Raw genomic sequence first — 12,651 nt, forward strand, 5'->3', positions numbered from 1 at the left:
GAGTGGCTGTTGCACATTATTGGCAGCAACGCGGGCGGACCACTCCCCGGTCCGCCCCGTGGGACGCGGCGGGGCCGCCGCCCGAAGGCGACGGCCCCGCCCGGACCAGGCCGCCGGACCGGCTCAGCGCGGCACGGGTCCGGCCCAGCGCGGCTCAGTCCCAGTCGAGCGTGCCGCCGGAGGCGTACTCGGTGACCCTGGTCTCGAAGAAGTTCTTCTCCTTCTTCAGGTCCACCGCCTCCGACATCCACGGGAACGGGTTCTCGGTCGCGGCGAACACCGGCTCCAGCCCCAGCTGCGCGCACCTGCGGTTGGTGATGAACCGCATGTACTGCTCGCACAGCTCGGCGTTGAGCCCGAGCAGCCCGTTCGGCATGGTGTCGCGGCCGTAGGCGATCTCCAGCTCGCACGCCTCGGTGAGCATCGTGCGCACCTCGGCCTGGAACGCCTCGCCCCACAGGTGCGGGTTCTCGATCTTGATCTGGTTGATCGCGTCGATGCCGAAGTTCAGGTGGATCGACTCGTCGCGCAGGATGTACTGGTACTGCTCGGCGATCCCCACCATCTTGTTGCGCCGCCCCAGGGACAGGATCTGCGCGAACCCGGTGTAGAACCACATGCCCTCGAACACCACGTAGAACGCCACCAGGTCGCGCAGGAACGCCTGGTCCGCCTCGGGCGTGCCGGTGCGGAACTCCGGGTCCTCCAACGACTTCGTGTACTTCAGCGCCCACGCCGCCTTGTCGGTGATCGACGGCACCTCGCGGTACATGTTGAACAGCTCGCCCTCGTCCAGGCCGAGCGAGGAGCAGATGTACTCGAAGGTGTGGGTGTGCACGGCCTCCTCGAACGCCTGGCGCAGCAGGTACTGGCGGCACTCGGGGTTGGTGATGTTGCGGTACACCGCGAGCACGACGTTGTTGGCCACCAACGACTCCGAGGTCGCGAAGAAGCCGAGGTTGCGCTTGATCGCGTGCCGCTCGTCGGCGGTCAGGCCGTTCGGGGAGCGCCACAGGGCGATGTCGGCCTGCATGGACACCTCGGTGGGCATCCAGTGGTTCGCGCAGCCCGCGAGGTACTTCTCCCACGCCCAGTGGTACTTCAGCGGCAGGAGCTGGTTCACGTCGGCGCGGGCGTTGATCATCGCCTTGTCGTCGACGTGCACGCGGCCGGCGCCGCGCTCGATCTCGCCGAGGCCCGTGGTGTCGGCGGCGTCGGGGGTGGTGGTCACTGGCAGGCCTCGCAGTCGGGGTCGGTGATGGAGCAGGCCGCGCCCTCGGCGGGCAGCACCAGCTCGGGCTCGGGGACGGTCGCGGGCGACGGCGCCGCAGGACGGGCGGCGGGGGTCGCGGCGGGCGGCAGGGTGACGCCGGTGAGCTTGCCGTCCGTGCCGCGCAGGGTGGACTTCTCCACGTGCGTCGCGCTCGCCGAGCGCAGGTAGTAGGTGGTCTTGAGCCCCTTGCGCCAGGCCAGCCGGTACAGCTCGTCCAGCGCCCGGCCGCTCGGCGCGGCCAGGTACAGGTTCAGCGACTGCGCCTGGTCGATCCACTTCTGCCGCCGCGACGCCGCCTCGATCAGCCAGTCCGAGGACAGCTCGAACGCGGTGGCGTACAACGCCTTCAGCTCGGCGGGCACCCGGTCGATCGCGGTGAGCGCGCCGTCGAAGTACTTCAGGTCCGACACCATCGCCGCGTCCCACAGCCCGCGCGCCTTGAGGTCGGCGACCAGGCGCCGGTTGAGCACGGTGAAGTCGCCGGACATGTTCGCCTTGACGAACAGGTTGCGGTACAGCGGTTCGATGGACTGCCCGACGCCGCAGATGTTGGAGATCGTCGCGGTGGGCGCGATCGCCATGACGTTGGAGTTGCGCATCCCGCGCCGCGCCTTGTCCCGCACCGAGGACCAGTCGAGAGTGCTGGAGGTGTCCATGTCCAGCACGCCGCCGCGCGCGTCGGCGAGCAGCGCGATCGAGTCGATCGGCAGCACGCCCCGGCTCCACAGCGAGCCGTCGAACGACTCGTACGAGCCGCGCTCGGCGGCCAGGTCGGCGGACGCGTCCAGCGCGTGGAAGCTGATCAGCTCCATGCTCAGGTCCGCGAACTCCACCGCTTCGCTTGAGGCGTAGGGGATGCGCTGCGCGAACAGCGCGTCCGCGAACCCCATCAGGCCCAGGCCCACCGGCCGGTGCCGCAGGTTGGAGCGGCGCGCCTCGGGGATGGTGTAGAAGTTGATGTCGATGACGTTGTCGAGCATCCGCACGGCGGTGCGGGTGGTGCGCGCCAACCGGTCCCGGTCCAGGCCCGCCGACGTCACGTGGTTGGCCAGGTTGATCGACCCGAGGTTGCAGACCGCGACCTCGTCGGCGCTGGTGTTCAGCGTGATCTCGGTGCACAGGTTGGACGAGTGCACCACGCCCGCGTGCTGCTGCGGGGAGCGCACGTTGCACGGGTCCTTGAACGTGATCCACGGGTGCCCGGTCTCGAACAGCACCGTCAGCATCCGCCGCCACAGGTCGACCGCGCGCACCCTGCGGTGCACCCGGATCTCACCTCGGTCGGCGGCCTCCTCGTAGGCGCGGTACCGCTGCGCGAACGCGGTCCCGTACAGCTCGTGCAGGTCCGGGGTCTCGTCCGGGGAGAACAGCGTCCACTCGGCGTCCGCCTCGACCCGGCGCAGGAACTCGTCCGGCACCCAGTTCGCGGTGTTCATGTCGTGCGTGCGCCGCCGGTCGTCGCCGGTGTTCTTGCGCAGCTCCAGGAACTCCTCGACGTCGACGTGCCACGTCTCCAGGTACGCGCAGGCCGCGCCCTTGCGCTTGCCGCCCTGGTTGACCGCGACCGCCGTGTCGTTGGCGATCTTCAGGAACGGCACGACGCCCTGCGACTGCCCGTTGGTGCCCTTGATGTGCGCGCCCATGCCGCGCACCGGCGTCCAGTCGTTGCCGAGGCCTCCGGAGTACTTGGCCAGCAGGGCGTTGTTGCGGTAGCCCCGGAAGATCGCGTCCAGGTCGTCGTCCACGGTGGTGAGGAAGCAGGACGACAGCTGCGGGCGGGTGGTGCCGGAGTTGAACAGGGTCGGGGTGGAGCACATGAAGTCGAACGAGGACAGCAGCCCGTAGAACTCGATCGCGCGCGCCTCGCGGTCGTCCTCGCGCAGCGCCAGGCCCATCGCGACGCGCATGAAGAACGCCTGCGGCAGCTCGTAGCGCACGCCGTCGTCGTGCAGGAAGTAGCGGTCGTACAGGGTCTGCATCCCGAGGAAGTCGAACGCGAGGTCCCGCTCGGGCCGGATCGCCGCCGCCAGGCGGGGCAGGTCGAACGTCCGCAGCTCGGGGTCGAGCCGGTCCACGGACACGCCCAGCTCGACGTACGCCGGGAAGTAGTCCACGTAGGACATCTGCTCGCCGGTGGCCTCCACGGGACGCCCCGCGACGTGGCTGAGCGCTTCGCGGCGGAGCTTGTCCAGCAGCAACCGGGCGGAGGCGAACGAGTAGTCCGGCTCGGTCTCCACGAGGGTGCGGGCGGCCATGATCTGCGCGGTGGCCAGCTCGTCGACGGTGATGCCGTCGTAGAGGTTGCGGCGGGTCTCGGCCAGGACGGTGTCGGCGCTGACGTCGGTCAGCCCGGCGCACGCCTCGGCCACGACGGCGGCGACGCGGTCCCAGTCCAGCGGCGTGACCTGCCCGTCCGGGTGGGTGACCCGGAAGGTCGGGGTGGCGGTGGGCGCCACGGCCCGGACCTTGGCGCGCTCCTCCCGGTAGAGCACGTACGCGCGGGCGACGGCGTGGTGCCCGCCGCGCATGAGCACCAGCTCGACCTGGTCCTGGATCTGCTCGACGTGCAGGGCCACGTCGGGCCGCACGTGCTTGAGCAGCGCGGCCTCGACCTGCCCGGTCAGCTCCTCCACCAGCGGGTGCAGCCGGGACGACGCGACCGCGCCGTCACCCTCCACCGCCAGGAACGCCTTGGTCATCGCCACCGAGACCTTGGTGGCGTCGAACGCCGACACCGCGCCGTCGCGGCGGACCACCCGGACCGGGGCCTTGGCGACAGCGGCGGGTGTGGTTGTGGTTGGCACAGCCCTCTCTCTCCTCGCGAGCCGGACACCGCCGGGGCTCACGAGAGGGGGGCACGCCGCAGCCGGGCGCGTTCGGAGGGCGCGCGCCGACTGTCCGCGCGGCCCTCCCACGAGGCCCCGGACGAGCGCGCGCCGAAGGGGCTCGGCGCGCGCGTCGACGGCAGGTCTTCGGACTCGTGGACACCCGGCGTTCCCGCCGGACCTACTGGCCGTCGCTTCCCAGGCCCGAACCGGACCCAGTGCTGTGTGACGGCGGTCGTTTCCACTCACCGCTGCGGGGCAGTCCCGGATTCGCACCGGGTTCCCTCTTGCCTCGCCGCCCCCTCGGGAGGGACCGGCGAACCGCTGACGGGCGAGACACTACATGTTGTGGAGGGGCGCGGACGCCACCCCCACATCGGCGCGCCGGGACGGGGGTGGGGTATCACGCGAACCGGTGGTCGACGGCGCTCGGGAACCGGCGGTCACCAGGCCGAGGTCTCCCACTCGGCGCCGGGCCCGAGCCCGGCCACCCACGCGGGATCGCCGACCAGGACGGTGAGCCTGCCCGAGGGCGCCCGGTCCGGATCGGCCCACAGCTCCCGCCACCGCTCGCCGAACGCCTCCGCCCAGGCCTCCCCGTCCTGCGGCGCGAGCCCCCGCTCCCGCAGCGCCCGCTCCACCCCGGCGCGGGCGGCCTCCTCGTCGAAGGGGGAGTTCCGCACCCCGCCCACCTCGACCGACCGCACGACCGCCGAAGCCAGCGCGGCCTCCTCCTCCACCGGCGGCCTCGGGACCGCCGGGTCGCGCGGGGCGTCCACGAGCACCCGGAAGGCGAACACCGGCGAGCCGGTCAGCTCCCCGGCGTCCGGGTGCACCGCGCGCAGCGCCAGCACCACCCCGTCCGCCAGTCGTTCCTCGACCCGCGCGCTCCACAGCGCCGACATCGCGCCTCCTTCACAGCGTGATCTCGCCCCTGGCGAGGGCGTCCGCCAGGTTCCGGACGGCCTGCTGGTTGTTGATCCTGGCCGCGAACGGGATGGTGCCCTGCGGCGCCGCGGCGCGCCGGGGACGTGCGGTGGGCGCGCCGGGCGCCTGGTACTTGATCTCGTTCAGGGCGTGCTCCGCCGCGCCGCTCGGCCCGAGCCCGCCGCCCTCCTCCAGGTAGCGCTCGAACTCGGCCTTGTTCGCGCCGCCGAGGGTGGCCAGGAACGCCAGGTCGGCGGCGGTCCAGTTGTAGCCGGGCGCGATGGTCTGCAACTGGGGCAGGGTGAGGGTGACGATCGGGATCGCGTTCGCGCCGAGGTCGGTGGGCTGGGGGTCCTGGAAGGTGAACGTGGTGCCGTTGTGCCGCGTCGTCCACTGGTCGTTCGCCGCGCTGTAGTACTCGTGGTGGACGTTCAGGCTGGTCGGGAAGAACTGCTGGTTGTCCTGCTGCCGCTGGGTCCCCACCTGGTTCGCGGGCGGGTAGTTGACCGAGACGCCGTAGAACACGCGGTCGCCGGGGTTGGCGGCGGCGGTCGCGACGTCCTGCTTGAGCGCGGCCTCGAACTGGATCTCGTAGTTGCGGTTGTCCCGCTGCGAGGCGGGCACGAGGTTGCCCGACCCGCCGTCGCCGCCCGCCTTCTCGTTGACCAGGTGGAACCGGATCCAGAACTTGGCGAGCTTGAGCTGGCGGATGTAGGCGTAGCCCGCCGGGTCGACGTGCGGCGCGGAGCCAGCGGGCTTGCTGCCGTCGCTGACGATCTGGCTCTCGATGGCGCGGCGGGCGTTGTTGACCGGCTCGGAGCGCTGCCTGCGGTCGTGCGCGTAGGAGCTGCCCGCCTTGGCCTGCGGCCGGGTCGGCACGCGCTGCACCGGGGTCGCGCCCCCGTCCCGCCTGCCCCGTGCCACGCGCAGCAGGTCGCCCGCCAGGCCGCCCCGCCCGGCCGCGACCCGCGGCGGGTCGGGCGCGCCGTCCGCGCCGCGCAGCATCCTGGTGAGGGCGGTGTTGCCCACCTCGCGCTGCAGGCGCACGGCCCGGTCGGCGGACAGCGCGTCCCCGGCGGTGGCCGCGACGCGGGGCGCGGGGCGGGGGTCCTGCCGGGCTTCCCCGCCACCGGGGTGCGGGCTGTGCGCGCGCATTCGGATCGCCTCTCGCCGGTCACCGCGTCGAACGGGGTCCCAGCAGAGCAGCGCGCGGCGCGGCGGGGGAAGGACCGGGAGGGCAGCGCAGGGGCAGGCCTCAGGGGCGGAAGGGCTCCCCTTGAGCGTCCACAGTGGACTCGACTGCCCCTGCGCCACTCGGCGGCGGCGTCCCCCGCGCGCCGCCTGCTACGTTCCCGGTGGACCCGCGCGGGGTCCGGGGAAGCCGGTGCGATTCCGGCGCGGTACCGCCACCGTGAGCGGGACGTTCGTCGTCCCGCGAGCCGGACCGCCGCCCTCGCGCGCCTTTCGAGCGCCCGGCGGAGCACCGGGAGAAGGGGAGCGCTGGAGCGTGCGCGCACGACGGACGGGGTTCCGTGGCTGATCACCTGGTGCTGGTCGGGCTGGCCGCCGACGCGCACGCGCGCGAGGCCGACCTCGGCGCGCTGGCCGACGCGGTGGGCGCGCGCGTGGCGTACCTCCAGCTCGGCGAACCCGCGCTGCACGACGTGCTGGACGAGCTGGCGCGGGACGGGCGCGGACGCGCGGTCGACCTGGTCGCGACGCCGTCCGCCGGGACGCCCGCGCCCGCCCGGTCGTGGCTGCGCCGGGTCGCGGGCGACTGGGTGCGGCGCAACCCGGACGCGCTGCGCGTGCGGGTGGTGGACCGGCCGGTGACCGGCGAGGAGGCCGGGCTGACCTCCCCCGCGTGGGACGCGGTCCCCGGTCACGGCAGGCACGTCCTGGTGTGCCGGGGTCCACGCTGCACGGCTCGGGGCGCGGCGGGCACGGCGGCGGCGCTGGCGGCGCGGTTGCGCGAGCGCGGGCTCGGGGACGACGCGGTGCTGGTGGCGCAGAGCGGCTGCCTGTACCCGTGCAACCACGCGCCGGTGGTGGTCGTCCACCCGGACGACGCGTGGTGGGGCCCGGTCACCGCCGAGGACGCGGCGGCCCTGGTCGACTCGTGGGCCGACACCCCGGCGGGGCTCGGCGCGCGGGCGGTGCGCAGGCCACCGGGGGACGCGGCGGGCTGAGCGCGCGGGGCCGCCCCACCGGACGGCCCCGCCCCACCGCTACCGGATGTCCCACTCCTGGTTCGCCGCCCCGCTGCACCACCAGGCCCCCACCCGGTTCGTCGGCGCCCCGGTCGGGTGCTCGTGGTCCAGGCACAGCCCGCTGGCCGCGTTCACCAGCAGCTCCGGCCGGTCGTACGCCGAGCTGCCGATCACCCACTTCTGGTTCGACCCGCCGTTGCACCCCCACGCCCCCACGACGTTGGTCGACGCCCCCGCCGGGGTCTCCTGGTCGAGGCAGTCGCCCGTGGCCACGTTCACCACCGCCACCCGGTCCAGCCCCAGCCAGTGCAGCGCCCACCGCTGGTTCGCGCCGCCGTTGCAGTCCCACGCGCCCACCCGGTTCGTCGGCGACCCGCCGGGGTGCTCCTGGTCCAGGCAGGTGCGCATGGTCCTGGTGATCTCCACGTCGCGCCGCGTCCCGGTGAACCCCGCCGACACGTACGGGTGGCGCTGCCCCTCCGCGACCCGGATCGGCGTGGTCGACGGCGGGACGCCGAGGACGTCCGAGTTGCGCACGTCCTTGTCCGCCCGGTACTTCGTGGGCCAGCCGGGACCGTCGACCTCCACCCGGTACACCCCGGCGGGCAGGTCGCGGAACGCGTACTGGCCGGGCGCGGCGACCTGCCTGCTCAGCCAGCCCTCGTAGTCGCTGAACCCGGCGATCTTCCAGGTGGCCGCGACCATCGCCTCGCCCGACTCGTAGGCCCCGCTGCCGCTGGCGTCCCACCAGCCGTACCCGCTGATCTCCCCGCCGCGCTGGGCGAACCCGACGTCGACCGGGTCCGCGCCGAGCCGGACGACGACCTCGCGCGCGCCGATCACCTCGTAGCCCTCGGACTCCGCGCTCAGCCGGTACTCCCCCACCGGCAGGTGCGGGACGCGGAACTCGCCGTTCACGTCCGTCGTGGTCCGGAACGCCATCGCGCCCAGCGCGTGCACCACCACCCCGGCCCGGCCCGGCTCCTCGGGGTCGCGCGCGCCGTCGCCGTCGCGGTCGAACCACACCCGGCCCACCACGGTCCCCGCCACCTCGGCGGACGCGGTCCCGGTCACCAGCCCTCCGGCCGCGCACAGGGCGGCCAGCACGGCCCCCGCGCGTCTGAGCCCGCGCCCCGTTCGCACCAACCCGCCGCCACCGGCGGTCGCGGCACGAGCCGGTGCCGTTCCGCCACTGCGCCCCGCGTTGCCCGTCCAGCCCATCGCCACCACGTCCCCGCTCTCGGTCGTGTTCGGAGAGTAACCACGTGGACCGGGGCGCCGAGATCCCCGAATCGGGCGAACACCGACCACGCAGCGGAACGGCGGTCTGTTGTCGTCCGCAGCACGGCGGTAACCTCGCCCCGTGGTGGACTTCCAGCGCGCCCGCAGACCGGAGCAGGTCCAGGCGCGCAGGGCCGCCATCCTGGACGCCGCCGAGGCCGCGCTGGAGCAGCGCCCGCTGGACGCGATCACGCTGCGCGAGCTGAGCTGCCGGGTGGGCCTGGCCAAGTCGAACGTGCTGCGCTACTTCGGCACCCGCGAGGCCGTCTACCTGGAGGTGCTGCGGCGGCGCTGGTCGTCCTGGTTGGACGGCCTGGCGCCGGTGCTGCGCTCGTGCGCGCCGCAGCCGGTGCCGTACGGGCGGGCCATCGCGGTCGCGACGGCGGTCGCCGAGGCGCTGGTGGCCGACCCGCCGCTGTGCGAGCTGTTCGGGTCGATGGCCAGCGTGCTGGAGCGCAACGTGGACGTGGACGTGGCGCGCGGGTTCGCGGCGGCGGCCGGGCGGCGCGCGGACCGGTTGGCCGGGCTGGTCGCGGAGCGCCTGCCGCACCTGGGCGCGGCCGGGACGCGGCACTTCGCGGAGTCGGTCGTGGTGGTGACCGCCGGGCTGTGGGGGCGGGCGAGGCCGACCGAGGAGGTGGCGCGCGCGAGCGCGGAGCTGGGGCTGCCCGCCGCCGACGAGGCGTTCCGGGCCGCGCTGGCCGAGAGCCTGGTCAACCAGCTGATCGGCCTCGCCGCCCGCGCGAGCTGACCCGCCCGCCCCAGGGACCCGCCGCGCCCGCTCGCGCGTGCTGACAGCCCTGGGAAGCTCCCGTACGCTCCGCAGATAGCAGGACCGTTGGTTCGTTAACCAGGAGCCGTGATGTCAGCACCGCCCAAGCCCCCCGCGCCCCGCCGCAGCGCCCGGCGGCGGATCACCTTCGCCGCGGTGCTGATCGCGATCACCACGCTGCTGTTCGCCGTCCCCTGGTTCGGCCTGCTCGCGCCGAGCGCCCAGTGGCCGTGGCCGGTGACCGCCGTCGGCACGCTGGTGATCGGCGGCGCGTACGTGGCGCTCCCGCTGCTGATGGTCCGCTCGCTGGGCGCGAAGCGCAGCGACCGCGCCACCCGCGTCGCGCACCTGCTGCTCGGGCTGGTGTGGATCGCGTTCGCGTGGACCCTGGTGACCGACCTGCTGCGCCTGGCGCTGGCCGTGGCCGGGGTGGAGAACCCGTTGCGCGCCAGGGTGATCGCGGTGCTGCTGCTGGTCCTGGTCGTGGTGATCGCGGTCTGGGGCAACCGCCAGGCGATGCGCGTGCCGCCGGTGCGCCGCGCGGACGTCGTGCTCCCCCGGCTGGACCGCGCCTTCGACGGCCTGACCATCGCCGTCATCGCCGACACCCACTACGGCGCGATCGACCGCTCGGCGTGGTCCAGGGGCCTGGTCGAGCGGGTCAACACGCTGGGAGCGGACGTGGTCGTGCACGCGGGCGACATCGCCGACGGCACCGTCGAGCAGCGCCGCGACCAGTCCACCCCGCTCGGCGACGTGCAGGCCCCGCACCGGTTCTACGTCTCCGGCAACCACGAGTACCTGTCGAACGCGCAGGCCTGGCTGGAGCACCTGGCCGAGCTGGGCTGGACGAGCCTGCACAACCAGCACCGCGTGCTGGAGCGCGACGGCGCCCGCCTGGTGTTCGCGGGCGTGGACGACATCACCGCCGCGCACTCCGGCGAGCCCGGCCACCGCCAGGACCTGGCCGCCGCGCTGGACGGGGCTCCCGATGGCGCCCCGGTCGTGCTGCTCTCGCACCAGCCGAGCGAGATCACCAAGGCCGTCGCGGCGGGCGTCGACCTCCAGCTGTCCGGGCACACCCACGGCGGGCAGATCTGGCCGTTCCACCTCCTGGTGCGGTTGCAGCAGCCGGTGCTGTCCGGGCTGAGCAGGCACGGCGAGCGCACCCGGCTGTGGACCAGCAGGGGCGCCGGGTTCTGGGGGCCGCCGTTCCGCGTGTTCGCGCCGAACGAGGTCTCGCTGCTCACGTTGCGCGCGGCGTGAAGCCCGGCGACAAGGTCGCCGCGGGGGTGCTGCTGGCCGGGGTGGCGTGCGTGGCCACCGGCTGGCTCCCCGGCGACCAGGCGTGGGCGAGCCTGGCCCGCGTCGCGCCGCTGCTGCTGTTCCTGACCAGCGTCGTGGTGATCGCGGAGCTGGCGCGCGAGGCGCTGGTGTTCGACGTGGCCGCGACCGGCATGGCGATCGCGGCGCGCGGGCGGCCGTGGGCGCTGTTCGCGCTGTGCGTGCTGTTCGCGGCCACGCTCACCGCGCTGCTGAACCTGGACACCACCGCCGTGCTGCTCACCCCGGTGCTGCTGGCGCTGGTGGTGCGCACCGGCGTGCCGGGCCTGCCGCTGGCGATGGTGGCGGTGTGGCTGGCGAACACGGCGAGCCTGCTGCTGCCGGTGTCGAACCTGACGAACCTGCTGGCGGCGGACCGGATCGGGCTGACCGCGACCGGTTTCGCGGCCCGCATGTGGGCGCCGCAGCTGGCGTCGGTGCTGGTGACCGCCGCGGTGCTGTGGGCGCTGCACTGGCGGAAGGTGGAGCCGTACCGGGTGCCGGAGCCGGTGCGCCCGCGCGACCGCAGGTTGTTCGGGGTGTCGCTGGCGGCGTGCCTGCTGTTCGCGGCGGCGATCCCGTTCGTGCACGACGGGATCGCGTTCGTGGCGGCCGGGATCGCGCTGGCGCTGGTGGCGGCGTTCGCGGCGCTGGACCGCTCGGTGCTGCGGCCGTCGCTGGTGCCGTGGCGGCTGCTGGTGCTGGTCTCGGGCCTGTTCCTGCTGGTGCCCGCGCTGGTGCTGCACGGGGTGGGCGACGCGGTGAGCGCGCTGGTCGGCACCGGGCTGGCGCGGACGGCGGCGGTGTCGGCGGGGCTGGCGAACGCGCTGAACAACCTGCCCGCCTACACGGCGGTGGAGGCGGCGCTGCCGGGCGCGGACGCGGACCACCTGCTGGCGGTGCTGATCGGGGTGAACGCCGGGTCGGTGGCGCTGCCGTGGGCGTCGCTGGCGACGCTGATCTGCCTGGAGGCGTGCGCGCGGGCCGGGGTGCGGGTGCCGATGGCGCGGTTCGTGGCGTCGGGGGTGCTGGTGGCGGTGCTGACCGTGGCGGCGGCGACGGGGGCGCTGTGGCTGACGGGGTGAGCGTCAGCCCCGGTGGGGTGCGGGCGCCCAGCCCTGCGGCCAGGCGCGCGGGCGGTCGCGCGCCGGGTCGGCCCGGACGTCCTCGGCGGTGGGCGGCCGGGCGAACGCGGCGGCGCTGAAGTCGACGCGGCCGAGGAACAGGCTCCGGTCGAACCAGGTCTCGCCGTCGAAGCGGGCCCGGTGGAAGAGCGCGGCCCCGGCGAAGGCGATGTCGCCGAACGAGGCGGTGCCCCCGAACCCGGTGGCCCGGAACAGGGCGAGTCCGGCGAACCGGGCGTCGTCGAACCGCGCGCCGCCGATGAACTGGGCCTGGGCGAAGGCGGCGGGGCCGTCGAAGTCCGCGCCGGTGAACTCGGCCTCGCCGTGGAAGGCGGCGCGGGTGAAGTCCGCGTTCCCGGTGAACGCGGTGCCCACGAACACCGCGCGCCCGGCGAGGACGGCCCCGGTGAAGCGGCTGTCGGCGAGGGTGGCGCCCTGGAAGGTGGAGCCGTCCTCGACGCGGCAGCCGGACAGGTCGAGGCCGGTCAGGGTGGTGTCCGCGAGGTCGAGGGGCAGGCCGGGCCAGTGGTCGGCCGGGCGGTCGGGGCGCAGGTGGCGGGCGAGGACGGCCTGGGCGGCGCGGTGGGTCCGCCCCTCGGCGTCGTTCGGGAACGGGGTGCGCAGCGCGTCGCAGAGCAGCGCGACGGCGGTGGCGCGGTGGTCTGGCTCGTCCTGGGCGAGCAGCTCCAACGCGCGGAGGGCGGCGTGGCGGGTGAGCGGTTCGGGGGCGGCGAGCCGGTCGACGGCGTCGGCGAGGCGGGCGCGGGCGTCCACCCGCCTGGCGTGGGCGAGCTCGGCCTCGCGCAGGGCCAGCTCGCGCTCGCGCAGCTCCAGCTCGCGGTGGTGGCGGTCCGGCGGGCGGGGCGCGGTCACGGGGAGCTGGGGCACCGCTGGATTGTCCGGGGTCGGCGAGAGC

At 74.4% G+C, this 12,651-nt stretch carries 10 protein-coding genes and 2 riboswitches; of the genes, 4 read left to right on the plus strand and 6 right to left on the minus strand.

Going from position 1 to position 12,651, the window contains the following annotated elements; all coding sequences use genetic code 11:
* Positions 1–154 precede the first annotated feature (154 nt).
* The 4 genes from LV78_RS34030 to LV78_RS34045 form a co-directional block, all read right to left on the minus strand.
* Positions 155–1,231 (minus strand): ribonucleotide-diphosphate reductase subunit beta, encoded by a 1,077-nt coding sequence (locus tag LV78_RS34030; protein WP_253850095.1) that lies wholly within the window; start codon positions 1,229–1,231, stop codon positions 155–157.
* Positions 1,228–4,077, minus strand: coding sequence for a ribonucleoside-diphosphate reductase subunit alpha (locus LV78_RS34035; RefSeq protein WP_253850096.1), 2,850 nt, complete (start codon positions 4,075–4,077; stop codon positions 1,228–1,230). The genes LV78_RS34030 and LV78_RS34035 overlap by 4 nt, the downstream gene beginning before the upstream one ends.
* Before the next feature lie 142 nt (positions 4,078–4,219).
* Positions 4,220–4,439: riboswitch (cobalamin riboswitch) on the minus strand.
* 102 nt (positions 4,440–4,541) lie between these two features.
* Positions 4,542–5,003 carry a hypothetical protein gene (locus tag LV78_RS34040; protein WP_253850097.1) on the minus strand — a complete coding sequence of 154 codons (462 nt, stop codon included), beginning with the start codon at positions 5,001–5,003 and terminating at the stop codon, positions 4,542–4,544.
* 10 nt (positions 5,004–5,013) lie between these two features.
* Entirely contained in the window at positions 5,014–6,180 is a 1,167-nt protein-coding gene (locus LV78_RS34045; RefSeq protein WP_253850098.1) for a DNA/RNA non-specific endonuclease, read from the minus strand.
* A 220-nt stretch (positions 6,181–6,400) separates the two neighbouring features.
* A riboswitch (cobalamin riboswitch) is annotated at positions 6,401–6,471 on the plus strand.
* Between the two features lie 86 nt (positions 6,472–6,557).
* Between LV78_RS34045 and LV78_RS34050 the strand changes: the two genes are divergently transcribed.
* Positions 6,558–7,214, plus strand: coding sequence for a (2Fe-2S) ferredoxin domain-containing protein (locus tag LV78_RS34050; protein WP_253850099.1), 657 nt, complete (start codon positions 6,558–6,560; stop codon positions 7,212–7,214).
* Between the two features lie 39 nt (positions 7,215–7,253).
* On the opposite strand, the gene LV78_RS34055 is transcribed toward LV78_RS34050, so the two are convergent.
* Positions 7,254–8,378 carry a ricin-type beta-trefoil lectin domain protein gene (locus LV78_RS34055; protein ID WP_253850100.1) on the minus strand — a complete coding sequence of 375 codons (1,125 nt, stop codon included), beginning with the start codon at positions 8,376–8,378 and terminating at the stop codon, positions 7,254–7,256.
* Positions 8,379–8,598: 220 nt separating this feature from the next.
* On the opposite strand from LV78_RS34055, the gene LV78_RS34060 reads away from it, so the two are divergent.
* The 3 genes from LV78_RS34060 to LV78_RS34070 all read left to right on the plus strand — a co-directional run bounded on the left by LV78_RS34060 (position 8,599) and on the right by LV78_RS34070 (position 11,696).
* The gene (locus LV78_RS34060) at positions 8,599–9,267 is read left to right on the plus strand and encodes a TetR/AcrR family transcriptional regulator (protein WP_253850101.1); all 669 of its coding nucleotides are present in this window, start codon (positions 8,599–8,601) and stop codon (positions 9,265–9,267) included.
* Positions 9,268–9,378: 111 nt separating this feature from the next.
* The gene (locus LV78_RS34065) at positions 9,379–10,554 is read left to right on the plus strand and encodes a metallophosphoesterase (protein WP_253850102.1); all 1,176 of its coding nucleotides are present in this window, start codon (positions 9,379–9,381) and stop codon (positions 10,552–10,554) included.
* Positions 10,551–11,696, plus strand: coding sequence for an ArsB/NhaD family transporter (locus LV78_RS34070; protein ID WP_253850103.1), 1,146 nt, complete (start codon positions 10,551–10,553; stop codon positions 11,694–11,696). Before LV78_RS34065 ends, LV78_RS34070 begins: the two co-directional genes overlap by 4 nt.
* 3 nt (positions 11,697–11,699) lie before the next feature.
* Here the strand turns inward: LV78_RS34070 and LV78_RS34075 are convergent, their stop codons facing one another.
* Positions 11,700–12,623 (minus strand): pentapeptide repeat-containing protein, encoded by a 924-nt coding sequence (locus tag LV78_RS34075; protein WP_253850104.1) that lies wholly within the window; start codon positions 12,621–12,623, stop codon positions 11,700–11,702.
* Positions 12,624–12,651 lie beyond the last annotated feature (28 nt).

Source organism: Actinosynnema pretiosum (assembly GCF_024171695.1).
Classification (GTDB): Bacteria; Actinomycetota; Actinomycetes; order Mycobacteriales; family Pseudonocardiaceae; genus Actinosynnema; species Actinosynnema pretiosum.

Coding starts and splice junctions, on each gene's coding strand:
- LV78_RS34040 (WP_253850097.1), bottom strand. CDS start 5,003: ATGTCGGCGCTGTGGAGCGCGCGGGTCGAGGAACGACTGGCGGACGGG.
- LV78_RS34045 (WP_253850098.1), bottom strand. CDS start 6,180: ATGCGCGCGCACAGCCCGCACCCCGGTGGCGGGGAAGCCCGGCAGGAC.
- LV78_RS34065 (WP_253850102.1), top strand. CDS start 9,379: ATGTCAGCACCGCCCAAGCCCCCCGCGCCCCGCCGCAGCGCCCGGCGG.